Below are 24,802 nucleotides of genomic sequence, written 5' to 3' on the forward strand. Positions count from 1 at the left end.
ACACAGCTTCGTCCACGCCCAGCGCGGACCATTGAGCCACCCGCATAGCGCACGTATGGTCGCCGTATGCGTGCCGAGGAAATCGCAGAAGATTTCCCAGTAGTCAGCGTCGATTCTGATGCACTAAACGCGGCCCGCATGCTTGCCGAACACGGCTTACCCGGACTCCTCGTCACCGGCGCATCAGGAAAACCCTATGCGGTGCTGCCCGCTTCTCAGGTCGTTCGATTCATCGTGCCCAGTTACGTGCAGGCCGATCCCGCACTCGCCGGTGTCCTCAACGAATCTATGGCCGACCGCGCCGCCGAGTACCTCGGTGGTAAGACAGTCCGCGATGTGATCCCCGACCAATTGCGCGACATACCCGCGGCCGACGCGGACGACACCATTATTGAAGTGGCTGCTGTGATGGCGCGGTTGCGAAGTCCGTTGATAGCCGTCGTCAAGCACGGCAGGTTGCACGGGGTGATCACCGCATCGCGCCTGCTGGCCGCGGCGTTGACACATTGATCTCGATGGCAGCACCGCGAAGCCGTCAGCGCAAAGAACGACAGGACAGTCCATGAGCGCCATCGCGATCACGGTGTTCGCGACTGCCTACGTGCTAATCGCGACCGACCGCTTCAACAAAACCCTAGTTGCACTGACGGGCGCGGCAGTTGTGGTCACCTTGGGGGTGATCAGTTCGGTGGCGTCTTAGGACTGGTGTAAAAACGCTGGGCGCATGTTCCTGGTGGTCATGTTACGCGGCGGTGGTGTCGGTCGTGGTTGTTGTGGTGGGGGGATGCAGTGGGCGGGGTGGCTCGAGCAGTTGGTGGCGTAGTTCTTGGAGGTGGCGGCTGGTCGCTGATGTTTGGGTGACTCCGCGCCAGCCGCGGCTGGCGCGGTCGAGGACGGCCCATACCAGCGACAGACAGCTGGTTTCGCCGGGTAGGCGGCCGATGACCTTGACCCGGCGACGGGATTCTCCGAAGGTGCGTTCGATGAGGTTGGAATGGCGGATGCGTGTCCAGTGTTGGCGGGGGAAGCGCAAATGCACGCTCAGCGAGGCGAAGTCGTTGGCCAGGCAAGCGACCGCGGCTGGGTAGAGCCCGCGGTATGTGGTGGTGAACTCCTCGGCGCATGTCAACGGCAAGTGAAAACTGATCAGGTTTCGGCAATCGAAAATTGACCAGCTTGGTTTCATTGGTCCTCGGCTGTGGTGGTGTGGCCGAGGTCTCGGTCTTTGATGCGGTAGCTGTCTCCTTTGAGGGCGATGACTTCGGCGTGATGGACGAGTCGGTCGATCATGGCGGCGGCGACTACGTCGTCGCCGAACACTTCGCCCCACCGCCCGAAGGGCTTATTCGAGGTGACGATGAGACTGGCCCGTTCGTAACGCGACGACACGAGTTGGAAGAACAGATTGGCGGCTTCGGGTTCAAACGGGATGTAGCCGACTTCATCGACAACCAGCAGGGGGTAGCGGGCCAGCCGCGCCAATTCGGCTTGCAGGGTGCTGTTGTGATGGGCGCGAGCAAGACGATCAACCCATTGCGAAGCGGTCGCGAACGCAACGCGGTGACCTGCTTGACAAGCGCGCATCGCAATCCCGATCGCCAGGTGGGTCTTGCCGGTCCCTGGTGGGCCGAGGAACACCACGTTGTCTTTAGCGGTGACGAAGTCCAGGGTGCCCAGATGGGCGATGATGTCGCGTTTGAGACCGCGGGCATGATCGAAGTCGAACTCTTCCAACGATTTACGTGATGGGAAGCGGGCAGCGCGGATGCGCCCTTCGCCACCGTGAGATTCCCGAGCCGACACCTCACGCTGCAGACACGCCGCGAGGAATTCTTCATAGCTCCACGCTTCGGTTCGGGCGCGCTCAGCGAGACGTTCGATGGCCTCACGCAGCGTCGGGGCTTTCAACACCCGGGTCAGATACGCCAGCTCAGCGGTGACATCACGGCTGCTGGTCGCGGTCTTGGCAGCCATCACGCCACCGGCCCGTCAAGGCCCAACAAGGCGTCGTAATCAGCGAGACGGCGTTGTTCGACCTCCACGTGATGCGGTGGACCAACAACCTCGAGCCGTTTGCGCCGCAGCAGTTTCGCGGCCTGGACATGTTCGGGATCGCTGATCGTTTGATGTTTGGCCCAGATCCGGTCGTGGTCGGCGACCAGCGTGCCGTCACACCAGACCCGCACCCGGTTTAGATCTGCGATGATCTCGATACGGCGGCCGATCGCGGCCGGATGCACCGAGTAATCGTTGCTGTCGAGGCGCACGTAATGATCGCGAGGCAACCGCGTTGAGCGTCGCCATCCGATGCTGGGCCCAACCGGCGGCAATGCCAGCATCGCTGCGGTATCGGCGGCGATGCGATCTGCTGGCCGGCATCCCAGCACCCGATGCTGGCGGTGGTTGGCCCCCACCAGCCAGGCCTGCAACTGGATGTTGAAATCGGCTGGGGAGCCAAACACCCGCCCCGGCAAAAACGCCCGCTCCAAATAGTCATGGAACCGTTCAACCAGACCCTTGGCCTCAGGATCAGCGGGTTTACAGATCCCTACCGTGGTGGCCAAGGTCCCGCGGAAAGCCTGACATGCCGGGGTCAACTCTGGTCGGCGTGCCCGCCACCGCCCGACCGCGCCCTCACCATCCCACACCAACACCCGTGGAACCGCACCCAACGTCGAAAGATGCTGCCACCAACCGGCATACAAGTCTTCGGCAGCGCGTGTCGGAATCAACAGCGCCGAAGCCCACCGTGAATACCCACACACCATGGTCAACACCGGTAACGTCGCCGCCCTACGAACCTGGCCATACCCCACCGGCACCACAACATCGGGAAACCAGAAGTCACACTGCCCGACCTCACCGGCCACATACGTCGTCCGTGACACCGGATCCGGCGCCAAATACAGTGGCCGTAACTCACGCACCCGCCCACTCAGTGTGCGGATCGAATACGACCAACCGATCCGCTCAGCAATCACCGTCGCCGGCATCCGCGGATAGGCCGCCAACAACTCCCGAATCCGCGGCTCGGCCTCATCAGCAACAGAACCCCTCACCGCACGCCGATACTTCGGCGGCCCATCAGAAGCCAACGCCGACTTCACCGTATTCCGCGAAATACCCATCACCCGCGCAATCTCGGCAATCGGCAACTGCTCCGACCGGCGCAACCGGCGAATCTCAGCCCAATCCTCCACGTTCAACACCTGCCTCCTCCTTGACACATAGCCAAGGCACTCTAGGAAGCTGGTCAATTTTCAATTGCCGCCCACTGGTCAGTATTCAGTTGCCGCCGACAGGCGCAGCGGGTGGCTTCATCCACGGCCTGCTGGCCGGGTGGCTGGTCAATGTCATCGAAGATCGACCAGAACGCGGCTTTGATCTCGTCCTGGACCGCGACAGGTGTCTTGGCGATGACGTTACGGCAGCGATGGATCAGACACCGCTGACGCAGGCTTGCCGGAAACGTGGTCTCCCATGCGGCGATCAGGCCCGGCGCCCCGTCGGAGATGCCCAGTAGCGGCGGGCGTAGTCCCCGGTTCCTCAGGTCAGCCAAGAAGCCGGCCCACGCATCAGCCGACTCCGCTGCGGCTGGGGCCAGCCCAATAAACAGGGGCTTGCCGTCGGTGCAGATGCCCCAGGCGGCCAGCACCGGCTCGGCCGGGGCGTTGGGATGCATCCGAAAGTTCGAGGCATCCAAGAACAGGTAGTCCAACACCAGCTCATCAAGGCGTCGAGACGACCACGCAGCGAACTCGTCTTTGATGGCCGCACAAATCCGGCTCACCGTCGAGCGCGACAACGCCGCCTACGAGCCCAGCACCTCGGCCAACGCGGCCTCGATGTCGCGATCCGACAAACCGCGCACCCATCCCGAAATCACCAACGCCTCCAGAGCGTGGGTGCGCGTCACCCCGGCACCGAATAGCCGCGAACAGAACCGCTCGTCGGTGTCGCGTAGTTTCGGGCGGCATAATTCGACCGAGCCCATCGTGGTCTTCACCGTCGCCGGCGGTTGATACCCATTGCGGTACCCGCCCGGGCCGTCCTGAACCCGACGCTGGTGACGGGCTCGGCCCAACACTGCTTCTACCTCGGCCTCCACGGCGACCTGAAACACCAGACGCACCGATAACCGCCCGACCTCCTCCAAAATCTCGGTCAACGGCCGCTCGGTCGCGGCGAACAACTGATCCATCTCAACACGCACACGCTCAATCGGCGATACTCGCTTGGTCACGGGCGTAGCCCCTCCTTCATAGCTTTCGTCGGTTGCGACGGAACCTACGCCCGTGACCATTTACACCAGCGATGAGACGCGACCATCAGTTCCGACGACGTGCTCTACTCCCGCGAGACCGGAATCGACTGGGATGTCATCCTTCTGCTGCTTGGAATGATGATCATCGTCAGCGTGCTGCGCCAGACCGGTGTATTCGAGTACATCGCAATCTGGGCGGCCAAACGCGCCAAAGGCTCTCCGTTGCGGATCATGATCCTGCTGGCGCTGGTAACCGCAATCGGGTCCGCGTTGCTCGACAACGTCACCACCGTGTTGCTGATCGCGCCGGTCACGCTGTTGGTCTGTGATCGGCTCGCAATCGGCGCTCAACCGTTCTTGATGGCAGAAGTGTTCGCGTCGAACATCGGCGGCGCCGCAACTCTGGTCGGTGACCCGCCCAACATCATCATCGCTAGCCGGGCGAACTTGACATTCAACGACTTCCTCGAGCACATGGCGCCGATCGTGATCATCGTGATGATCGTTTTCATCGTCATGCTGCCGCGCTTGTTCCGGGGCTCATTCGCTGTCGAAGCCGAGCGGGTCACCGACATCATGTCGCTGGAAGAACACGAAGCCATTCGAGATTCCATGCTGCTCATCAAGTCCGGCGTTGTGCTCACCCTGGTGTTCGCTGCGTTCGTAGCCCATCCGATACTGCACATCGAACCTTTTGTAGTGGCGCTGCTCGGCGCCGGCATCTTGATCGTGACCTCGGGGCTGACCCGCTCGGAGTACTTATCCAGCGTGGAGTGGGAAACGCTGCTCTTCTTCGCCGGCCTATTCATCATGGTCGGTGCGTTGGTGACAACCGGAGTCGTCGACCAGATGGCGCGGGCAGCGATCGAGCTGACCGGCGGGAACCCGCTACGAACCGTGATGTTGATCCTGGCCGTTTCGGCTCCGGTTTCCGGCGTTATCGACAACATCCCCTACGTCGCCACCATGACACCTATCGTGACTGAACTGGTCGCAATCATCCCGGGTCACATCCCTCCGCATTCGCTGTGGTGGGCGCTGGCACTGGGCGCCGACTTCGGCGGCAACCTGACCGCCGTCGGCGCGAGTGCCAATGTGGTGATGCTCGGAATCGCCCGGCGCGCAGGCAGCCCCATCTCCTTTTGGGAATTCACCCGCAAGGGCGCAGTCGTCACCCTGGTATCGCTTGCGCTCGCAGCGATCTACCTGTGGTTGCGCTACTTCATATTCGGCTGAGTCCGCTGCCAACGAATCAGCTGTACTTTGCCAGAAACCGCCGAAACAAGAGCCAGCCGATAGCCAGGTTGTAGCCGACGCCAAGGAGCACGTACGGCCACCACGAGCCGTGGCTACTGGCGACCCAGAATGCTTTAGCAGCCCAGTACGGCGGCAACACACCAAAAACCAGGTTCCACCCGGAATCGATGAACCACGGTAGACACGGCAGGCCGGCGATGAGCATCCCCAGCCCGCGCAGCGCGGCCAAACCCTGAATTTTGTTATTCGCCAAAGCAAGAATTAGCAGCAGCGTCACCACCGCTGACAGTCCGGCCAAGAGGCCGATCGGGATCAGCGATCCAATCAAACCGGATCCGAGAATCCCGCTCAAAGACAGCGTGGCGACGACGTAAACCGCAGTCAATACGATCACCGTCACCGCGCGATAGACGAAAAACGCTGACAGCGGCACCGGGCTGATTCGCAGCGCGGTCATGGTTCCGGCATCGATCTCATCGAGGACGAGGAACGCAGCCAACCCACCAACAACGGCAATACTGGTCAACAGTAGGAAAGCAGTGAGCACCAGCGGATAGTAGGGAGCCAGGTCGAATCCGTTGCGACGAAACAACATCACGGCGACGCGAGGGGTGAGCAATGCGACACCGGTGGTCCAGATGACCGGAGCAACAACGATCATGATCAGCAGCGGATCACGGTAGGTGCCGCGGATATCGTTGCGGCCGAATGCCGCAATTGCCCGCATAGCCAACGACGGCGACCCAGCCATCACAATCCCCCAGCCGTGGTGACGACGTATCGAGTGAACATCGCTTTGGCCACCCAATACAGCCCCGCGAGCCACACTGCTGGGTACACCACCGCGTAAGCAAGCTGCCAGGTCATCAACGTCACCTGGCCGAAAGCGGCTCCCAGCAGCATTAGTGGCCCCTGAGCAGGCAGCAAATACAGCAGCGGGGCCGGCCATATCCCCGAGTAGTGCAGCACCGGCAGGTTCATCACGGCCAGCGGAATGATCGCCGCCAAAAACCAATCGCCGATCGACGCGAAAGGCAGCGAGGAGGTGAATCCCACCAGCAGCATCAGCAACGTCCCGAGCACCACCCCAGCCACCATTGGCACCAGCTGGTAGTGGACTCCGTGTGCGACAGTGACAACCACTGCTGCCACGAGAACTGAGATAGCCAGCAGCACAACGAGTTTAGCCGCCAGGTACTCAGCAAACCGCAGCGGTGTGGAGATCACCGCGCCCAGTGTGCGCTCCTGCTTTTCGAAGAAGACCGTGCCCGCGACGAAAAAGAACCCGATGACGCAGATGTCTCCCAGCAGAACGTAAGGTTCGGCAACCAGACGCAGTCTGTGCGGCATAGGCAGCAGCACGGCCAGCCACATCAGTCCGGAGAAAACCGCCGCATGCAGGAAACGCTGCCTGAACTGCAGGGTTACTTCAAGTCTGAGCGCGCTGGCGAACCGGGTCACGCCAATTGCCTCCCGGTGATTTCCACGAAGACGTCGTCGAGGCTGGCCTCCCTGCTGTGAATGGTCTCGACATGGTGCCGGCGCAGCACCTCGTGAAACGCCGGATCGTCAGCGAGGGTATCCATCGCGAACTCGGCGACCTTCAGATCACCCTGCCGTCCGCGGTAGTGCACTTGCACCAAGCGTCGGCTGCGGGCGATTTTCAGCTCGGCGGGTCGATCCAGGGCCACGATCGTTCCGTCGACGATGAAAGCAACCCGATCGCACAGCTCGTCCGCAGTTGTCATGTCGTGCGTTGTGAGAAAGACGGTCCGACCGCGCTCTTTCAGCTCAAGGATGAGGTTTTTGACTTTGCGGGCATTGACTGGGTCCAGACCGGAAGTCGGCTCGTCGAGAAACAACAATTCGGGGTCATGGAGTAGCGATCGGGCGAAGGTCAGCAGCATCTGCATTCCCTTGGAATACCCGCTCACCCGGGTATCAGCGGCATCAGCGAGGCCCACGGTGTCGAGCAATTGCACCGGATCCGCGGTCGGACCGTCGTACAGCGAGGCAAAAAATCGAAGATTCTCCAGGCCGGTGAGCTTCTGGTAGTGGTTCGGCAACTCGAACGAGACACCGATGCGCTGGTAATAGTCAGCGCCCCAGCTGGACGGTTCTCTGCCCCACACCGCCGCCTCGCCCCCATGGCCGCGAAGCAGCCCGATGAGAAGTTTCTGGGTTGTCGACTTACCGGCGCCGTTGGGGCCCAGAAACCCGAAGATCTCACCGCGACCGACGGTGAACTCCAAACCCCGCACCGCCTGCTCTACAGCCCTCGGATAAGTGAAGGTGAGCCCGCGGACTCGGATCACCTCAGGTGCAGCGCCGGACGATGCGGCGCCGGACAGGAGATTGTGCATGGACCTGGCTGTCTCCTTCCGGGAGCACGGGCCGGAACGCCCGGGTACTGGCCACCCTATTGTTCACCGAACGAGGCATGTTGTTCATTGAACGAGGTGTGATGAAGCCGGCGCGGTCGCCAAGAATCCACCGACCGGATTTAGACACTCGCCGCAGCGATGGACAGCTAGCGAGTCAACAGGGCAACGCACTCGACGTGGTGAGTCAACGGGAACGAGTCGAACAACCGAATATGCTCGACGGCGTAGCCATGACCGCGATAAAACCCGATGTCGCGAGCGAAAGACGCTGCTTCACAGCCGATATGCACCACGCGCGGTACGCCTGCCGACGCGAGCAGGTCAATGACGTCACGTCCGGCACCCGACCGCGGCGGGTCCAGCACGGCCGCATCGGCGCCCGCTGTTTGCGCCACTAACGCGCGGCGCGCTGAGTCGTTGACGACCTGCACCTGCGGTAGATCGGCCAGCGCGGCCAGCGCAGCCCGTGACGCCGCCCGGGAGGTGTCGACTGTTAGCACTTGGCCTGACTCCCCTACCGCCTCGCCCAATCCCGCGGCGAAAACGCCCACGCCGCCATACAGATCCCAGATGGTCATCCCTGCGGCGGGTTGTACCCAGTCGGCGACCAGGCTGCTGTACACCCCAGCGGCATCGCGGTGCGCCTGCCAGAAGGCTGTTACCGGCACTTTCCAGCTGCGCCCGTGAACGTGCTGCGCTGAATAATGACTTCCCTCTATCACCTTGGTTCCGGTCCGCTTGCCCCGCCGCATAGAGCACACCACGTGGCGTTCGCCGTCATCGTCGACCACCACGTGAACTCGGGCACTCGGGGGCCAGTCAGCTGCAGAAAAAGCCCGAGCCAGGGTGTCGTCTAGCCCCTCCAACATGCCCGCTGGCAACTGCCCGCAGCCCAAGTCGGTCACTAGTTCAGTGCTGCGGTAGCGGTGAAAACCCGGGCGATGGTCTGGTCCGACGTCGAGCCGGACTCGGGTGCGCCAACCGGTTGAGCCGCGGTCGGAGAGCGTTTCAGCGCCCAAGTTGGCGCTTTCCCAGGAATGTCCGCCGAGCCGGTCCAGCTGGTTGGCGACCACGTGTGCCTTGAACGCCCGGGCCGCCGTCGGGGCTGCGAACGCTAGATCGCAACATCCGGCACCATCTACGGCCGCGATCGGACACAACGACGCGATTCGGTCGGCCGATGGCTCGATCACCTCGATAACCTCTGCATGCCAATAAGAACCGCGTTCCGCGGTGACTCGAACCCGCACCCGTTCACCGGGTAGCGCATAGCGAACGAACACCACACGCCCTTCGTGGTGTGCGACGCACCGACCCCCGTTGGCGGGTGCACCGGTGACCAAGATCAGGTCACTAGAGGCACGCTGAGACGACACGCCTGCACCTCCACATTCAGCTCGCGAGTCGACGGTCAATCGAAGATTCCCCGACGAGCGTCACCTGGCGCCGCATGCGGCTCCAGGGCTTTGATCCGCTCCGATGACGTCAGTTGCCAGGGAACCGAGGTCACCATCACGCCAGGCATGAACAGCAGCCGGCCCTTGAGACGCAGCGCGCTCTGGTTATGCAACAACTGCTCCCACCAGCGACCCACCACATACTCCGGGATGAACACCGTGACCACGGTGCGCGGCGACTCCTTGATGACCCGCTTGACGTAGTGGAGTATCGGCCGGGTGATCTCGCGGTACGGCGAGGCGATGACTTTGAGCGGCACGCTGATGTCGCTCTCTTGCCACTGCCGCACCAGTTCACGAGTTTCCACGTCGTCGACGCTGACCGTGACGGCCTCGACCACATCCGGACGGGTAGCTCGCGCATAAGCCAGCGCACGCCGAGTTGGCAGATGCAACTTCGACACCAGTACAACGGCGTGATTTCGACTTGGTAAGACCACGTCGTTGTCGCCAGCAGCGGCTTGCTCCTCCAATTCGCGGCTGATGGCGTCATAGTGCCGGCGGATCATCTTCATCACGACAAACAAAAAACCCATCGTGACCACCGCGATCCACGCGCCAGCCAGAAACTTGGTTACCAACACAACTAGCAACACTGTGCCCGTAGACAAGAAACCGATAGTGTTCACCACCCGGGAGCGCAGCATCTTGTTCCGCTCCGCCGGCTCGGTTTCCACCCGAAGCAACCGCGTCCAGTGCCGCACCATGCCTATCTGGCTCAGCGTAAACGAAATAAACACACCGACGATGTACAGCTGGATCAACGCGCTGAGCTGCGCACCGAAAGCAATTATCGCCAACAACGCCGACACCGTCAGGAAGGCGATGCCGTTGGAGAAGGCTAGTCGGTCGCCGCGCGTATGCAGCTGGCGCGGAAGATAGCTGTGCTGCGCCAGCACCGAACCGAGGACAGGGAAACCATTGAAGGCGGTGTTGGCGGCCAACACCAAGATGAGCGCGGTCACTGCCGTGATCAGCATAAAACCGATGTGAAAGCTCCCGAACACCGCCTGCGCCAGCTGCGCTACCACCGTCTTCTGGTTGTAGGCCGGCGGTATGCCCACCAGTTGTTTGACAGGGTCGTCGACCACCTGAACACCGGTTTTTTTGGCAAGCAGGATCATGCCCATAAACAACGTCACCGCGACCCCACCCAGCATCAGCAGAGTTGTCGCCGCATTGCGCGACTTTGGTTTCTGAAAGGCGGGTACGCCGTTACTGATGGCCTCCACACCGGTCAGAGCAGCGCATCCGGAGGAAAACGACCGAGCCACCAGGAACACCAGCGCGAAACCGACGATTTGTCCGTGTTCAGCACGCATCGCAAAGCCCGCGGATTCGGCCCGCAGTGAATCTCCCAACACAAAGATGCGGAACAAACCCCAACCGAGCATCGCGGTCAAACCGATAATGAAAGCGTAAGTCGGGATAGCGAAAGCCAAACCGGACTCTCGAACACCACGCAGATTCATGGCCGTCACCAGCAAAATCGCGGCCACGCAGAACCACACTTTATGTTCGGCCACGAACGGGATCGCCGAGCCGATATTGGACATCGCCGATGCCGTTGAAACCGCAACGGTGAGAACGTAATCAACCATCAACGCGCTGGCGACCGTAAGGCCAGCGTTGGAGCCCAGGTTGGTGGTGACCACTTCGTAGTCGCCGCCACCCGAGGGATAGGCGTGCACGTTTTGCCGGTAGCTGGCAACCACGATCAGCAGGACCACGGCCACCGCCAAGCCTATCCACGGTGCCATCGAGTAGGCGGCTAGTCCCGCGACCGACAGCATCAGGAAAATTTCTTCCGGCGCGTAGGCCACCGAAGACAGTGCATCGGAGGCGAACACCGGCAGGGCGATCCGCTTGGGCAACAGGGTGTGACTCAGCCGGTCGCTACGAAATGGCCGGCCGATTAAAAGCCGACGCGCAGCGGTTGAAAGTTTGGACACGAGAGCCAAGAGTAGGCCCACCTAGGTTTGGCGGTAGCGTTCCCTAGACGGGAATGTTTGAACCGTAATTGGTTGGCCAACGTGGGTTGCCCAGTGAGTTCGACCAAGAAAGCAGCCGAGAGGACCTCACGTGCGGGTTGTTGTTATGGGGTGCGGCCGGGTGGGATCTTCGCTGGCTGGTGGCCTGTCCCGGCTCGGCCACGATGTCGCTGTAATAGACCGCGATGGCGCCGCCTTCAACCGGCTCAGCCCGGAATTCGCCGGTGAGCGGGTGCTAGGCCAGGGATTCGACCGAGAAGTGCTGCTACGGTCCGGCATCGAAGGCGCCGATGCGTTCGCCGCGGTGTCGTCTGGCGACAACTCCAATATCATCTCGGCGCGGCTGGCCCGGGAGACCTTTGGTGTGGCGCGCGTGGTCGCGCGAATCTACGACGCCAAGCGCGCCGAAGTCTACGAACGCCTGGGCATCCCCACCATTGCCACCGTGCCCTGGACTACCGATCGCCTACTACACGTACTCACCCGGGAGACCGAGACCGCTAAGTGGCGGGATCCGACCGGTACCGTCGCCGTCTCCGAGGTGGTCTTGCATGAGGACTGGGCCGGGCGGCGAGCCACCGACTTAGAGCAGGCCACCGGCGCACGGGTTGCGTTCCTGATCCGATTCGGAACGGGGGTGTTGCCGGAACCGAAGACCGTCATCCAAGCCGGCGATCAAGTCTACGTCGCCGCAATATCCGGGCGTGCCGCCGAGGCAGTGGCCATCGCCGCCCTGCCGCCCAGCGAGGACCTAGACTCGGGCGCCCGCCGATGAAGGATGCCGAGATTGAGGAGCGGCGGAGATGAAAGTAGCTGTCGCCGGGGCCGGCGCGGTCGGCCGATCGGTCAGCCGCGAGCTGATCGGCAATGGCCACGAAGTGACCTTGCTGGAGCGCAACCCCACACATCTGGACCCCGACGCCATCCCGGCCGCGCAATGGCTGCTCGGAGACGCCTGTGAGCTGAGCCTGCTCGAGTCGGTGCACCTCGAGGATTTCGATGTCGTGGTAGCCGCTACCGGTGACGACAAGGTCAACGTGGTGCTGAGCCTCTTGGCGAAGACCGAGTTCGCGGTGCCTCGGGTGGTCGCCCGGGTCAACGATCCGCGCAATGAATGGCTGTTTACTGATGCCTGGGGTGTGGATGTCGCGGTCTCCACCCCACGCATGCTGGCGTCGCTGATCGAGGAAGCCGTCGCTGTCGGCGACCTGGTGAGACTGATGGAGTTCCACCGGGGTCAAGCCAACTTGGTCGAAATCACCCTGCCCGACGATACGCCGTGGGGCGGTAAACCCTTTCGGAAGCTGCAGTTGCCGCGGGATGCTGCGCTGGTAACAATTCTTCGCGGCCCGCGAGTCATCGTGCCCGAAGCCGACGAGCCACTCGAAGGTGGAGACGAATTGCTCTTCGTGGCGGCCGCTGAGGTGGAAGAAGAGCTGCGCCAGCTACTCCGACCGAACCCCTAGGCCGCGGCTGTCGGCCCCGGAAAATGGCTAATCGAAGCTGCCGCCGGGGTCGCAGTCGGTGGTTGCCGGCGCGGCCGCTACGACGTCGAGATCGACAACAACCTGGCTCTAAACCTCAGGTAGGTACCATATGGGACCAGTCGGTGTCGTCAGCGGCCGGTGAGGGTATTCGGGCAGTTGGTGGCGGAGTCGTTGCGAGAGGATTTGCGGTTCTGTCGGGTCTGCCTCACAACCGGGGAGGGATCTGGTGACCTTTCCGACACAGGATGAACCGGGTCGGCCTGGGTTCGATCATGCTGAGTCCGGTGTTCCTTACGGACCGGTGTCGGTGTATGACACCGGCGATCCGGAGGCTGTGGGCACGTTTTTCGCTGATCAGCAGCGTTTCCACCAGGGGTTGGCGCAGGCAAACCAGAGCGTCATCGACGAGCACGCCGGTTTGATCCGTGAAGCCGATCAAATTGGACAAAAAGCCGATATTCATCACCAGCAGGTGATCGAATTCAGCAACCAGGCCAGTGCGGCCACCCCGCCACCGGTCAAACCACCGGTTTATCCGCAGGTCGTTGAGCATGCCCCACAAGACGACGATGCCTATCAGCAGGCCCAGTACCACGACTATCAGACCCGACAGGCCAGCGCGCGCGTCGATGATCATCTCCGCGAAGTTGACCAGCATCTCGGGCAAGACGACCAGCAGGCCTATCAGCATTACCAGCTAGCCCGTCAAGCCCGCGAGTCGGCCGATGAACATCTCGCCGAGACAGAGCATTACACCCAACAATTCGAACAGCAGGTCGCTGAGCATGCCCGACAAGGGAACGAGGCCTATGGGCAGGCCCAGTATCACGACTATCAGGCCCGAGAGGCCAGCGCGCGCGTCGATGATCATCTCTGGGAAGTTGACCAGCATCTCGGACAAGATGACCGACAGGCCTATCAGCATTACCAGCTGGCCCGTCAAGCCCGCGAGTCGGCCGATGAACATCTCGCTGAGGCAGAGCATTACACCCAACAATCCGAACAGCACTTTCAGCAAGCCCGGGACAAGGTCTATGCGCCAGTCCGCCAGGCCTACGAGCAGGCTAACCAGGCCCGAAACACGGCCTATGAGCAGGCCGACGACGACTTGGACGAGGCCTACGACATTGCCGACGAGGACTTGGACGAGGCCTACGACATTGCCGACGAGGACTGGGACGACGAGCGTGCGAGGATTCGCCAGGCCGAGAAGGACGCTAATGCGAAGGCCGACGAGACCCGAAATAAGGCCTATGCACAGGCCGACCAAGACTGGGACGATGCCCTCACGCGAGCCGACCGGCACTGGGAAGAGTCCCGTACGAGCACTCGGCAGGCCCAGCACAAGGAGGCCGATCAGGTCCAGGATAAGGCCTATGAGCAGGCCGAACAGGCTAGAACCAAGGCCTACGAGCAGGCTGATCAGGCCCGAACCAGAGCCTATGAGCAGGCCGAACAGGCTAAAACCGAGGCGCTTGCGAAGGCCAAGGAGGACTGGAAGGGCGCCAAAGCGCAGGCCGACCAAGCCCGGGAGGACGCCATCGCGCAGGCCGACCAAGCCCGGGGGGACGCCATCGCGCAGGCCGACCAAGCCCGGGACAAGGCCCTCGCGCCGTTCCGGGACCAGGCTCGCGCTTCCCCGGAAGCCCGTGAGTTGCGGGAGAAGGCTGCAGATGCGGCTTTTGATCGCGACTTTTACCGCCGGATTGAGCTGGAAACCCGTCGTCAGGCGGGAATTATCGAGGATTCTCATCCTGGTGTTTTGTCAGCTGGTCCCCGCGCTTGGGCGTATCGGGAGTTGGGCCTTAATTTTGCTGGTCTCACATCACCGTCGATCGGCGGGGATGGGGGTGGTCGTCAGTTGGTGTACGACCAAGCCGGCATTGCGGCCGCTATTCATGAGTTGCAGCAGATAGCCGCGAAAGCCAAAGCGAGTCTGCAGCAGGCACAACAAGCCCGCCTGGCGCTAGCCGAAAGCCAGTCTGGGCGCACAGCAGATGAATCCCGGGCTCAGTACGAGCAGGTCGAGCAGACCAACAAGCGCATCCTGGCTGCGGTGGAGGCGGTTCTGCTGAAACTGCGCGAGGCGAGCGATAACATGGCCGCCCTCGAACAGCAAACAGCCGCTAACTACCATTAGCCCGAACCCGTGAGCGACACATCCTGAACTACTGCCACGGAAAAGGGCCTCCGTCGCGTTGTGTGGACGACGCTAGATGACCGAATTCGGCTGAGCGTCCACAACAATAACGAGACATGTCGCACGACAAGGTCCTAATCAAGTCGCATCCCCACCCGGTCCAACTATCCAGCGCCAGACTGGCGAGCTGCCCGACAGTTCGTACGGACACCCTCGCACGAGGCGGGTCAGCCCAACGGAAAGTCAGACCCCCACCGAATAACTCACCCACCATCTTCACTCTTGAATGGACTTGATCGCGACGTACGTCGCCAACGCTGCCGCCGCGGTGAGCGGCCAGCCCATTCCGATCCGCGCCACCGCCAGCCAACCGGTTTGATCGGCGTCATAGAGGAGTCGCTGGACCACGAACCGGGCAGCGAACACCAGCGCCCAGCCGAGAGAGGCGATGTCGAATGCGTAGACAGCACGAGGCGTGTCGCGCCAGTCGCGATTACGCCCGCTGGCCCAGCTCCAGAGATAGCCGACCACGGGCCGGCGGATTAGCACCGACACGGCGAAAACTACTGCCCACAGCAACGACATCCAAATACCCAGCAGGAAGTAGCCTTTGGATTGGCCCACCAGGTAGGCGATCAGTGCGCACACCGCGACACCGAAAAATCCGGAAACCGCCGGCTGCGCCGATTCGCGCCGCATCAGCCGCCAGACCAGCACCAGGGCGGCGATGGCCAACGCAGACCCGATCGCGGGGAGCAGGCCGCCGACGCTAGATACCGCAACGAAGACCACCACCGGCAGCGACGAGTAGACCAGACCGCTTATTCCGCCCGCCTGTGCAAGCAGACGCTCGATGTTGTTGCTTTTAGCGTTCATGCCGTGGCTGCACGCACCGCGTGGCGCTGGGCGACGCCAACCTTACCTGCGGTCAACGCTGAATTTCGTAGTGCGGGTTGTAGATGGCCTTGCTGCCGTTCTCCAGCTTGCCCATCCGGCCATGCACCCGCAGCGTACGGCCTGAGTCGATACCAGGTATCCGGCGTTGCCCCAACCACACGAGCGTGACGCTGTCGCTGCCGTCGAACAATTCGGCGCGAACCCCACCGGAGCATCCTTTGCCGTTGGTTTCCACGCTACGCAACGTACCCACCATCGTGACCTCCTGGCCACGCTGGCAATCGATGGCACGTTGTGCACCGGTATTGGCAACTTCGTGAGATAACTCATCGGCGTCGCGCTGCTCCGGGTCCTCCGTCAACCTACGGGTGAGCCGGCGTAAATACCCCTGGGCGGCCATGGCCCCTCCTGACACTAACCTTCGTGATGGAAGCTCATCTAGCTAGCGCCGCATTCCACCTATGCAACGGTCACCGTAGACCTGTTGGTTCCCCAACGCCACCGAACCACGCGGTTGGCATGGGCGATGTTGGAACACCGGCGCAAGCCCGGGCAATATCGTGGCGTGATTGTCGATCTGCGCGGTGTCACGACCGTGTTGTTACCCGGAACCGGATCCGATGACGACTACGTCGCTCGCGCGTTTTCCGGCCCCCTGAATGAAGTCGGTGCGGTGCTGCTGGCGGCGACGCCGCAGCCGGATCGTTTGATCGAAGGCTATCTGAGCGCCTTGGACGACGCCGCGCGTGCCGGTCCGATCGGCGTGGGCGGTGTCTCGATCGGGGCTGCGGTGGCTGCCGCGTGGGCGCTTGCCCATCCCGATCGCACGATTGCCGTGCTGGCCGCGCTGCCACCCTGGACGGGAGCGCCGGCAGACGCACCAGCCGCGCATGCAGCGCGATATTCAGCATCCCAGCTGCGCCGCGAGGGTCTGGCGGCCACAACAACGAAAATGCAGGCATCCAGCCCACCCTGGTTGGCCGACGAGCTGACCCGGTCGTGGCGGGTTCAGTGGCCGCAGCTGCCCGACGCGATGGAGGAAGCGGCGGCTTACATCGCACCCAGCTGTGCCGAGCTATCCACGTTAAGCGCGCCGTTGGGGGTGGCGGCCGCGGTCGACGATCCAATCCACCCGGTGCAGGTCGGTGTCGACTGGGTTTCCGCGGCACCACACGCGGCGCTGCGCACGGTGACCCTGGACGAGATGGGCGCGGATGCGGCAGTCCTAGGTGCGGCCTGTCTGGCCGCTTTCACCGACATCCAGGATGTGCGATGTGCGCGGCTGCCGAACAACGATTAACCACCGGTGCTGCGCAACTGCTGCATCGCCGATCCCTCAGCACCGCGGCGTGGGGCCGATTCGGTGGAGTGCTCCTCCTCAGCGTGATGCGCGGCCGCCTCGCGCAGCTGTGCGACCATCGGCTCGGGCAGCTCGACTGGCAGCGGCGTGCGTACTGGCAACGGCGTATCGCCACGGCGAACCACTGTGTCGGCCAGCGCTTCACGAGCTTCCTCGGTCAGCGCATCGATGGTCTCATGCCCGGCACTGACGACGCACCGGATCATCCAGCGGTAGCCGTCGACTCCGATGAAGCGCACCACTCCGACCCCAACACCGACCACCTCACGGCCCCACGGGCCATCCTTGATCGTGACTTCAGCCGAGTCCTTGCGCAGCGAGTCGGCGAGTTCGGCGGCCACCTGCCGCCACAGGCCACCCGTCTTGGGCGCAGCGTAAGCGGCAATAGTGAAACGCCCGTTGGGTGTGACCACCCAAACGGCGCTGGGAACTCCGGTATCGGTCAGTTCGACCTGCACCTGGCCCGCCGTGGGCATCGGAATCAAGACCGAACCTAGGTCGAGTCGGGCTAGCTCCGCGACAGCGGGGGTGTCGAAGTCGTCGATATCGAACGGCCCCTCCAGCTCGTCGGCATGGTCGTCAACCTCTGCCGAGGTGACTTCTGTGGCGACGGGAGTGTCCACGGTCAGGTCTTTGGCTTGGTCTTTACCAGAGCGTTTACCGAATGCCATCACGAGCGCCGCTCCTCCTCATTGCTTCGCTCTGCATCGTCACCGGAGGTCACAAACTGGCATGTCCGCCGGAGGATCCATGGCCACCGTCGCCGCGGGTTGTCTCAACCAGCCCGGCCTCGTCGAACGACGAGACCTCGACCAGCTTTACCAACTCGACCCGCTGCACCAGCAACTGGGCGATACGGTCACCACGCTGCAAGGTAATCGGGGCCACCGGGTCGAGGTTGATCAGCGCAACCTTGAGCTCGCCACGATAGCCAGCGTCGATTGTGCCCGGACTGTTGACGATCGACAGTCCCACCCGGGTGGCCAATCCCGAGCGCGGATGGACCAGGCCAACCATGCCGAACGGGATGGCGACCGCGATCCCCGTCCGTACCAGGGCTCGATGCCCAGGCGCGAGGCTGACGTCTTCTGCACTGTAGAGATCAACCCCGGCGTCGCCGTCGTGAGCGCGGCTGGGCAGGGGAAGCTCTGGGTCGATACGGACAACGGCCAGACTGGTCGACACGGGGCCACAGACTACCCTTGACCGCGTGTCTAGTACGCGCATCGCGCCGCATAGCGTGCGATACCGCGAGCGACTGTGGGTGCCGTGGTGGTGGTGGCCGTTGAGCTTCGCCGTGGCGGCGCTCATCGCGTTCGAAGTCAACATGGGTGTTGCGGCCCTGCCTGACTGGGTGCCGTACGCGGTGCTGTTCACCGTCGCGGTCGGTGCCCTGCTGTGGCTGGGCCGTGTGGAAATCCGGGTGACCACCGACTCCCCGACAGTCGGCGAAGTCGAGCTCTGGGCCGCAGGTGCACATCTGCCCATCACTGCGATCGCCCGGTCTGCCGAAATCCCGCGCACCGCCAAGTCAGCGGCTCTGGGCCGCCAACTCGACCCGGCCGCCTACGTGCTGCACCGGCCCTGGATCGGAAAGATGATCCTGGTGGTTCTCGACGACCCCGATGACCCAACGCCATATTGGCTGGTGAGTTGCCGTCACCCGGAGCGGGTGCTGTCGGCATTGCGCAGCTGACCGATCACGCCGCGCAGTCGGTACAAATCATCACGCCGTTCTTCTCACTAGCCAGCCGGCTGCGGTGTTGCACCAGGAAGCAGCTTGAACAGGTGAACTCGTCAGCCTGCTTGGGAACCACTCGCACCGACAGTTCTTCGCCCGACAGATCGGCTCCGGGCAGCTCGAACGACTCAGCGGATTCAGACTCGTCCACGTCGACCACGGCCGACGCCGCCTCGTTCCGCCGTGCTTTAAGTTCCTCTAACGAATCCTCGGAGACATCATCGGTTTCGGTCCGCCGTGGCGCGTCGTAGTCGGTAGGCATGGTCCTATCCCCGTCCTATCCCCTGTAAGCCCTCATTACCTCAAGCAACGCTTTGTACCAGCGTCGAACGCTTCCGCCAAACGATTCGTGCCCGTATCCTGGCACATTTAAGTGTGATTTATGTCACATCAAGGATTTGAGCCTTGTGTTTGGCCTTCAACGGTGCGATTTAAGTGCAGCTAAAGTGCAAATGTGGTCGCACAAATCACTGAGGGTACCGCCTTCGACAAACACGGCCGGCCTTTTCGGCGACGCAACACGCGACCGGCGATCGTGGTGCTGGTGTTTCTCATGGTGGCGACGGGCGCGATCTGGACAATGGCGCTGACCCGACCGGCATCCGTGCGCGAGGCGGCGGTGTGTAACCCACACCCGCAGCCGGACGCCTCGAAGTCGACCGAACTTGGTGAGCAGGTTTCACGTACGAACATGACCGACGTCGCACCCGCAAAGCTCGCCGACACCAAAATTCACGTACTCAACGCCAGCGGCCGAGGCGGTCAAGCCGCCGACATCGCGGGCGCACTGCAAGACCTGGGCTTTGCTCAACCGACCGCCAGCAACGACCCGATCTATGCCGGCGCTCGACTCGATTGCCAGGGACAGATCCGCTTCGGCACCGCCGGGCAAGCAGCCGCCGCCGCGTTATGGCTAGTAGCGCCGTGTACCGAGTTGTTCCACGACGGCCGCGCCGATGAATCCGTGGACCTTGCCCTGGGCACCGACTTCACCACGCTGTCACGAAACGACAACATCGAAGCCGTGCTCACCGGCCTCCGACCCGGGGCTACCGAGCCGCCGGATCCCACGCTGATAGCCCAAATCCACGCCAACAGCTGCTGAAAGCTCAATCCTGAATCGCCCCGAGACCGTTGAACCGCTCCAAGGCCGCGACCAACTCGTCGGCAATTCCCGGCGCGGCGGCGATCACGAGCCCGGCCTCACCAACATCCTGCGAAGGCAACGAAACGCGGGCACCCGCCTCGGCGGCTATCAATGCACCCGCCGCGCGGTCCCACACCTGCAGCCCGTGCTCGTAGTAGGCGTCCAGCCGGCCGGCCGCGACCATGCACAAATCCAGCGCCGCTGACCCGATGCGGCGCACGTCGCGGACCACCGGCAGCAGCCGGGCCAACAGTGCAGCCTGAGCAGTACGACGACCCGTCGAATACCCGAAACCGGTGCCCAGCAACGCCATTGACAACTCACTGACGTCGGCACAGCGCAACACGTGCGTCCCGTGCTCGCCGGTGACGTGCGCTCCGAGGCCGTCGGCCGCCGAATACACGCAGCCAGCGACAACGTCTGCGACCGCGCCGGCTACCGGGACACCACCGACCTGGGCCCCCACCGACACCGCATAAGCCGGAATCCCGTAGACGAAGTTCACCGTGCCGTCGATGGGATCGAGGACCCACGTGACGGCATTGGCGGGTGCGGACGTCGCATCGGCTGGTCCCCCACCTTCCTCGCCGAGAATCAGATCACCCGGCCGCAGTTGAGCCAACCGATCACGCAACAACCGTTCGGTGTCGGTGTCGACTACGGTCACCGGATCGGTCGGCGTGCTCTTGGCGCGCACCGCACCGCTGCCGAGGGCACCAGTAGCGGTGCCGAACACCTCGGCGCGGCGGCCGCGTACAAATTCAGCAGCCTCGGCCGCCAGCGCTTCGGCCACCGCGCGTAGCCGCGCCGGCTCGTTGTCAGGTCGCGTCACCGGCCTATCGCATCACAGCGGCCGGGAGTGCCGCGCACACGGCCAGCGAGCAATCAACGGGCCCGACCCGCCTGTACCGGCCGGGTCGTCGAGCTAAAGTGAGCCACACCCAAGTCGCCCTGAGGAGAAGTCGATGACCAGCACCGACCCTGGGACCCAGATCGCCGGTGCCACACCGCAACATCGTGGGTTCGGCGTCGATGTCGGCGGCAGCGGCATCAAGGGCGCAATCGTCGACCTGGACACCGGCCGCATGATCGGCGACCGAATCAAACTGCTGACCCCGCAGCCAGCCACCCCGTCCGCGGTCGCCAAAACCATCGCCGAAGTAGTCAATGGATTCGGCTGGACGGGACCGCTCGGGGTGACCTATCCCGGCGTTGTCACCCACGGCGTCGTCCGGACGGCAGCCAACGTCGACAAGTCATGGATCGGAACCAATGCGCATGCCGTCATCAGCGGCGCGCTCGATGGCCAACAGATTACGATTCTCAACGACGCCGATGCGGCCGGTCTCGCCGAAGAACGCTACGGCGCCGGCAAGAACAACTCTGGACTGGTTGTGTTGCTCACTTTCGGCACTGGAATCGGGTCTGCAGTGATCCATAACGGCACCTTGATACCCAACACCGAGTTCGGTCACCTTGAGGTCGGGGGTAAAGAGGCCGAGGAGCTGGCCGCATCATCGGTAAAAGACAAGCACGGCTGGAGCTACCAGAAGTGGGCAAAACAGGTGACAAGAGTGCTGGTAGCGATCGAGAATGCGATCTGGCCCGACCTGTTTATCGCTGGTGGCGGCATCAGCCGCAAAGCCGAGAAGTGGGTGCCTCTGCTCGACAACCGCACCCCCGTCGTTCCCGCAGCCCTACAGAACACCGCCGGGATAGTGGGCGCCGCCATGGCCTCCGCCCAAGACACCAACCATTGAATTTTGCCCGCTCGGTAAGTAAGACCGCACACTGTAGTACAATGGTCAACGGCGACCGCCCGACCGATAGCGCGCGAGTACTCACGCTATATCGACGCCGACATACGACAAAGCAGAGACTTTCGGTTACGCACGCCCAAGCCCACCGGAAGCGAGTCCAAGTGAAGGGGTCTATGTGGCCGCGTCCAAGGCAAGCCCGGCAACCGATGAGCCGGTGAAACGCACCGCCACCAAATCCCCGGCCAAACGCGCAGCGGCGAAATCCGCCAACGGATCGGCCCCGGCAAAGCGGCCCGCTAAGACAGCCCAGGCGACCAAGTCGGCCTCGGCGACCCCCGACGCCAAGACAGGGGGCAGCCCGAGCAAAACCCGCGGCGCGGCCAAAGTCGGCGCGAAGGCACCGTCTCCCCGATCAAGAAAGTCAACTACGCCAGAAGACGCCCCGACAGATCCCGCGGTCACGCTTGACACCGAACCGGAGATCGACGCCGAACCCAGCGACGACCTTGAGATCGACGCCGACCTCAGCCTCGAAGACCTTGAGGATGTGACACCGGACAGCGAGGATACCGACGGCCTCCAGCCCGGCGACGCGACGGCGGACGGCGATAGTCCCGCTGCGGCCGCAAGCCCCGGCGGGACTACCGGCGATGACGACGAAGACATCCCGGAGCCCAGCGAAAAGGACAAAGCGTCTGGCGATTTCGTCTGGGATGAAGACGAGTCCGAGGCATTGCGCCAGGCCCGCAAGGACGCCGAACTCACCGCCTCCGCCGATTCGGTTCGCGCTTACCTGAAGCAGATCGGGAAAGTCGCGCTGCTCAACGCCGAGGAAGAGGTCGAGCTGGCCAAGCGGATCGAAGCCGGCCTGTACGCGACTCAATTGATGACCGAATTGACCGATCGCGGAGAAAAGCTGCCCGCCGCGCAGCGTCGCGACATGCTCTGGATCTGCCGCGATGGTGATCGCGCGAAAAACCACCTGCTGGAAGCCAACCTGCGGCTGGTGGTTTCACTCGCGAAGCGCTACACCGGTCGAGGGATGGCGTTTCTCGACCTGATCCAGGAGGGAAACCTAGGCCTTATCCGCGCGGTCGAGAAATTCGACTACACCAAGGGCTACAAGTTCTCCACTTACGCGACGTGGTGGATTCGCCAGGCCATTACTCGCGCGATGGCCGATCAGGCCCGCACCATCCGGATTCCGGTGCACATGGTCGAGGTGATCAACAAGCTGGGCCGCATTCAACGCGAGCTGCTTCAGGATCTGGGCCGCGAACCCACACCTGAAGAGCTGGCCAAAGAGATGGACATCACCCCGGAAAAGGTTCTGGAGATCCAACAGTACGCTCGTGAGCCAATCTCGTTGGACCAGACCATCGGCGACGAAGGCGACAGTCAGCTCGGCGATTTCATCGAAGACAGCGAAGCCGTAGTCGCCGTCGATGCGGTGTCGTTCACGTTGCTGCAGGACCAACTCCAGTCGGTGCTAGATACGCTCTCGGAACGCGAAGCCGGCGTCGTCCGGTTGCGTTTCGGCCTGACCGACGGCCAGCCCCGTACCCTTGACGAGATCGGCCAGGTCTACGGCGTTACCCGCGAACGCATCCGCCAGATCGAATCAAAGACGATGTCGAAATTGCGCCATCCCAGCCGTTCGCAGGTCTTGCGCGACTATCTCGACTAAACCTCGACACCACCGCCGAAGCCTTGATGGCGCGGAAGCACCCGTTCGCACGGCCCTGGCCGGCAAACGGTGCGGCTAGCGTTGCCCTTGCCGAGCAATAGATTCGGCCAGCCGCAGACTGCGGCCCTATGGTGACTCCATGTCTGCGGATCGCATCGCCGTCTCGTCCGGCTCCGACTTCGAGTCCGTTGTCGGCTACTCACGCGCAGTACGTGTTGGACCGCACGTGTCGGTAGCCGGGACAACCGGCGCCGGCCCAGCCAACGATATCGCCGCCCAGACCCGAGATGCCCTGGACCGCATTGAGACTGCGCTCAGACACGCGGGGGCAACGCTCGCTGACGTGGTCCGCACCCGCATCTACGTCACCGACATTTCACGGTGGCGCGAGGTGGGCTACGTGCATGCGGAAGTTTTCGGAGAGCTTCGCCCCGCGGCGACAATGGTTGAGGTTTCAGCGCTGATCGCGCCCAACCTGCTGGTTGAGATAGAGGCTGACGCCTACCTAGAGTCCTGAGCTGCTTGGCCAACTTCAGGAGCCGGCCCGAAGGTACCGTCAGCAGCCGGCCGGTAGGCAGTGGCTTTGATTACGGCGCGCACCGGGAGCGGACCGTACAGATGCGGGAACAGCATCGATTCGGGATCCGTTGGAACGCCAGGCTCCCACCGCACGGGTGAGTCCAGTGCCGTGGAGTCGATGTAAAGCAGTACTAGGTCACCGCGACCCCGGTAAAGCCGGTTGGCCGGCAAATGCACTTGCCCAGGCGCCGACAGGTGGATGAACCCGCCCGCGCCGTTGGAGTTGGGCTGAATTTCGCCGCGGTCGCGAGCCTGCGACCACCCCTGCGTCCCGCACAGGTGCACCAATACCGAAGGAGAAGGGGGCATGATAGCCATCATGCCGGAATTGCGGATGACAATGGTGAGAAACGACACACCGATACCGGCGGGGGAACACAGCGAAAGCCCCAATCGTCTGACAGAGTGGAGACACGCCAGAAACGGGGAGGCCATGAACGCAACTCTGACTAGTCCCGAGCTGACTCGAGCAGATCGGTGTGATCGCTGCGGGGCAGCGGCCCGTGTCCGCGCCAAGCTGCCTTCTGGGGCCGAACTTCTCTTCTGCCAGCATCACGCTAACGAGCACGAGGCGAAGCTGACCGAACTGGCCGCTGTGCTGGAGGTAAGCGGAAGCTAGATGCGCCCACCTCGGCGGTCGCCGATATCGAC

26 protein-coding genes and 3 pseudogenes are annotated in these 24,802 nt (G+C 62.8%); 13 read left to right on the plus strand and 16 right to left on the minus strand.

Features of this window, described 5'->3' with window-relative positions:
- The first annotated feature begins 66 nt into the window (after nucleotides 1-66).
- A complete protein-coding gene (locus ACO07W_RS02945; protein WP_421840579.1) occupies nucleotides 67-510 on the plus strand; it encodes a CBS domain-containing protein in 444 nt (147 codons plus the stop codon).
- Nucleotides 511-562: 52 nt separating this feature from the next.
- Nucleotides 563-688 (plus strand): annotated as a pseudogene (locus ACO07W_RS02950) (hypothetical protein); the annotation flags it as partial.
- A 54-nt stretch (nucleotides 689-742) separates the two neighbouring features.
- Here the strand turns inward: ACO07W_RS02950 and ACO07W_RS02955 are convergent.
- From ACO07W_RS02955 to ACO07W_RS02970, 4 genes and pseudogenes are all read right to left on the minus strand, one after another.
- A complete protein-coding gene (locus ACO07W_RS02955; protein WP_421840581.1) occupies nucleotides 743-1,135 on the minus strand; it encodes a transposase in 393 nt (130 codons plus the stop codon).
- Between the two features lie 47 nt (nucleotides 1,136-1,182).
- The gene (gene istB / locus ACO07W_RS02960) at nucleotides 1,183-1,974 is read right to left on the minus strand and encodes an IS21-like element helper ATPase IstB (RefSeq protein WP_421839995.1); all 792 of its coding nucleotides are present in this window, start codon (nucleotides 1,972-1,974) and stop codon (nucleotides 1,183-1,185) included.
- The gene (gene istA, locus ACO07W_RS02965) at nucleotides 1,974-3,209 is read right to left on the minus strand and encodes an IS21 family transposase (protein ID WP_421839994.1); all 1,236 of its coding nucleotides are present in this window, start codon (nucleotides 3,207-3,209) and stop codon (nucleotides 1,974-1,976) included. Before istA ends, istB begins: the two co-directional genes overlap by 1 nt.
- A gap of 110 nt (nucleotides 3,210-3,319) precedes the next feature.
- A pseudogene (locus tag ACO07W_RS02970) lies at nucleotides 3,320-4,201 on the minus strand (IS256 family transposase); the annotation flags it as partial.
- 126 nt (nucleotides 4,202-4,327) lie between these two features.
- Between ACO07W_RS02970 and ACO07W_RS02975 the strand changes: the two are divergent.
- A pseudogene (locus tag ACO07W_RS02975) lies at nucleotides 4,328-5,500 on the plus strand (ArsB/NhaD family transporter); the annotation flags it as partial.
- Between the two features lie 16 nt (nucleotides 5,501-5,516).
- On the opposite strand, the gene ACO07W_RS02980 reads toward ACO07W_RS02975, so the two are convergent.
- The 5 genes from ACO07W_RS02980 to ACO07W_RS03000 all read right to left on the minus strand — a co-directional run bounded on the left by ACO07W_RS02980 (nucleotide 5,517) and on the right by ACO07W_RS03000 (nucleotide 11,314).
- Nucleotides 5,517-6,272, minus strand: a complete 756-nt coding sequence (locus tag ACO07W_RS02980; protein ID WP_421840583.1) for an ABC transporter permease — start codon at nucleotides 6,270-6,272, stop codon at nucleotides 5,517-5,519.
- On the minus strand, nucleotides 6,272-6,982 hold the full coding sequence (locus tag ACO07W_RS02985) for a fluoroquinolone transporter permease (RefSeq protein WP_421840585.1): 711 nt from the start codon (nucleotides 6,980-6,982) through the stop codon (nucleotides 6,272-6,274). Before ACO07W_RS02985 ends, ACO07W_RS02980 begins: the two co-directional genes overlap by 1 nt.
- On the minus strand, nucleotides 6,979-7,884 hold the full coding sequence (locus ACO07W_RS02990) for an ABC transporter ATP-binding protein (RefSeq protein ID WP_421840587.1): 906 nt from the start codon (nucleotides 7,882-7,884) through the stop codon (nucleotides 6,979-6,981). Before ACO07W_RS02990 ends, ACO07W_RS02985 begins: the two co-directional genes overlap by 4 nt.
- 167 nt (nucleotides 7,885-8,051) lie before the next feature.
- On the minus strand, nucleotides 8,052-9,281 hold the full coding sequence (locus ACO07W_RS02995) for a class I SAM-dependent RNA methyltransferase (RefSeq protein WP_421840589.1): 1,230 nt from the start codon (nucleotides 9,279-9,281) through the stop codon (nucleotides 8,052-8,054).
- A 35-nt stretch (nucleotides 9,282-9,316) separates the two neighbouring features.
- Entirely contained in the window at nucleotides 9,317-11,314 is a 1,998-nt protein-coding gene (locus ACO07W_RS03000) for an APC family permease (protein WP_421840591.1), read from the minus strand.
- Nucleotides 11,315-11,444: 130 nt separating this feature from the next.
- On the opposite strand from ACO07W_RS03000, the gene ACO07W_RS03005 reads away from it, so the two are divergent.
- From ACO07W_RS03005 to ACO07W_RS03015, 3 genes are all read left to right on the plus strand, one after another.
- On the plus strand, nucleotides 11,445-12,128 hold the full coding sequence (locus ACO07W_RS03005; RefSeq protein ID WP_421840593.1) for a potassium channel family protein: 684 nt from the start codon (nucleotides 11,445-11,447) through the stop codon (nucleotides 12,126-12,128).
- Between the two features lie 28 nt (nucleotides 12,129-12,156).
- Nucleotides 12,157-12,819, plus strand: a complete 663-nt coding sequence (locus ACO07W_RS03010) for a potassium channel family protein (protein ID WP_421840595.1) — start codon at nucleotides 12,157-12,159, stop codon at nucleotides 12,817-12,819.
- A gap of 247 nt (nucleotides 12,820-13,066) precedes the next feature.
- Nucleotides 13,067-14,980 carry a hypothetical protein gene (locus ACO07W_RS03015; protein ID WP_421840597.1) on the plus strand — a complete coding sequence of 638 codons (1,914 nt, stop codon included), beginning with the start codon at nucleotides 13,067-13,069 and terminating at the stop codon, nucleotides 14,978-14,980.
- 276 nt (nucleotides 14,981-15,256) lie between these two features.
- On the opposite strand, the gene ACO07W_RS03020 is transcribed toward ACO07W_RS03015, so the two are convergent.
- Together ACO07W_RS03020 and ACO07W_RS03025 are read right to left on the minus strand one after the other, a co-directional pair.
- The gene (locus ACO07W_RS03020) at nucleotides 15,257-15,856 is read right to left on the minus strand and encodes a DUF3159 domain-containing protein (protein ID WP_421840599.1); all 600 of its coding nucleotides are present in this window, start codon (nucleotides 15,854-15,856) and stop codon (nucleotides 15,257-15,259) included.
- A 52-nt stretch (nucleotides 15,857-15,908) separates the two neighbouring features.
- On the minus strand, nucleotides 15,909-16,277 hold the full coding sequence (locus tag ACO07W_RS03025; RefSeq protein ID WP_421840601.1) for an OB-fold nucleic acid binding domain-containing protein: 369 nt from the start codon (nucleotides 16,275-16,277) through the stop codon (nucleotides 15,909-15,911).
- A 165-nt stretch (nucleotides 16,278-16,442) separates the two neighbouring features.
- Between ACO07W_RS03025 and ACO07W_RS03030 the strand changes: the two genes are divergently transcribed.
- Entirely contained in the window at nucleotides 16,443-17,177 is a 735-nt protein-coding gene (locus ACO07W_RS03030; protein WP_421840603.1) for an alpha/beta hydrolase, read from the plus strand.
- On the opposite strand, the gene ACO07W_RS03035 is transcribed toward ACO07W_RS03030, so the two are convergent.
- Both ACO07W_RS03035 and dut read right to left on the minus strand, forming a co-directional pair.
- Nucleotides 17,174-17,908: a DUF3710 domain-containing protein gene (locus ACO07W_RS03035; protein WP_421840605.1), complete on the minus strand. Its 735-nt coding sequence runs from the start codon at nucleotides 17,906-17,908 to the stop codon at nucleotides 17,174-17,176. The genes ACO07W_RS03030 and ACO07W_RS03035 overlap by 4 nt on opposite strands.
- Nucleotides 17,909-17,957: 49 nt before the next feature.
- Complete coding sequence (gene dut, locus ACO07W_RS03040) at nucleotides 17,958-18,422, minus strand: dUTP diphosphatase (protein WP_421840607.1); 465 nt, start codon at nucleotides 18,420-18,422, stop codon at nucleotides 17,958-17,960.
- 25 nt (nucleotides 18,423-18,447) lie between these two features.
- Here dut and ACO07W_RS03045 point away from each other — a divergent pair, with 25 nt between their 5' ends.
- Entirely contained in the window at nucleotides 18,448-18,933 is a 486-nt protein-coding gene (locus ACO07W_RS03045; RefSeq protein ID WP_421840609.1) for a DUF3093 domain-containing protein, read from the plus strand.
- Nucleotides 18,934-18,937: 4 nt separating this feature from the next.
- Here ACO07W_RS03045 and ACO07W_RS03050 read toward each other — a convergent pair whose 3' ends face one another.
- Nucleotides 18,938-19,240: a DUF4193 domain-containing protein gene (locus tag ACO07W_RS03050; RefSeq protein WP_003899437.1), complete on the minus strand. Its 303-nt coding sequence runs from the start codon at nucleotides 19,238-19,240 to the stop codon at nucleotides 18,938-18,940.
- 192 nt (nucleotides 19,241-19,432) lie between these two features.
- Between ACO07W_RS03050 and cei the strand changes: the two genes are divergently transcribed.
- Nucleotides 19,433-20,083: an envelope integrity protein Cei gene (cei, locus tag ACO07W_RS03055; RefSeq protein ID WP_421840697.1), complete on the plus strand. Its 651-nt coding sequence runs from the start codon at nucleotides 19,433-19,435 to the stop codon at nucleotides 20,081-20,083.
- 4 nt (nucleotides 20,084-20,087) lie between these two features.
- On the opposite strand, the gene ACO07W_RS03060 is transcribed toward cei, so the two are convergent.
- Nucleotides 20,088-20,957, minus strand: a complete 870-nt coding sequence (locus ACO07W_RS03060; protein WP_421840699.1) for an inositol monophosphatase family protein — start codon at nucleotides 20,955-20,957, stop codon at nucleotides 20,088-20,090.
- 133 nt (nucleotides 20,958-21,090) lie between these two features.
- Here ACO07W_RS03060 and ppgK point away from each other — a divergent pair, with 133 nt between their 5' ends.
- From ppgK to ACO07W_RS03075, 3 genes are all read left to right on the plus strand, one after another.
- Entirely contained in the window at nucleotides 21,091-21,885 is a 795-nt protein-coding gene (gene ppgK / locus ACO07W_RS03065; protein ID WP_421840700.1) for a polyphosphate--glucose phosphotransferase, read from the plus strand.
- 175 nt (nucleotides 21,886-22,060) lie between these two features.
- A complete protein-coding gene (locus tag ACO07W_RS03070; protein ID WP_421840701.1) occupies nucleotides 22,061-23,572 on the plus strand; it encodes an RNA polymerase sigma factor in 1,512 nt (503 codons plus the stop codon).
- A gap of 139 nt (nucleotides 23,573-23,711) precedes the next feature.
- Nucleotides 23,712-24,089: a RidA family protein gene (locus tag ACO07W_RS03075; RefSeq protein ID WP_421840702.1), complete on the plus strand. Its 378-nt coding sequence runs from the start codon at nucleotides 23,712-23,714 to the stop codon at nucleotides 24,087-24,089.
- Here the strand turns inward: ACO07W_RS03075 and ACO07W_RS03080 are convergent.
- Entirely contained in the window at nucleotides 24,074-24,469 is a 396-nt protein-coding gene (locus tag ACO07W_RS03080; RefSeq protein ID WP_421845785.1) for a DUF952 domain-containing protein, read from the minus strand. The genes ACO07W_RS03075 and ACO07W_RS03080 overlap by 16 nt on opposite strands.
- 115 nt (nucleotides 24,470-24,584) lie before the next feature.
- Here ACO07W_RS03080 and ACO07W_RS03085 point away from each other — a divergent pair, with 115 nt between their 5' ends.
- Nucleotides 24,585-24,770, plus strand: coding sequence for a DUF7455 domain-containing protein (locus ACO07W_RS03085; RefSeq protein ID WP_082960005.1), 186 nt, complete (start codon nucleotides 24,585-24,587; stop codon nucleotides 24,768-24,770).
- Nucleotides 24,771-24,802 lie beyond the last annotated feature (32 nt).

The organism is Mycobacterium sp. (assembly GCF_965230835.1).
In the GTDB taxonomy this organism is placed as follows: domain Bacteria; phylum Actinomycetota; class Actinomycetes; order Mycobacteriales; family Mycobacteriaceae; genus Mycobacterium.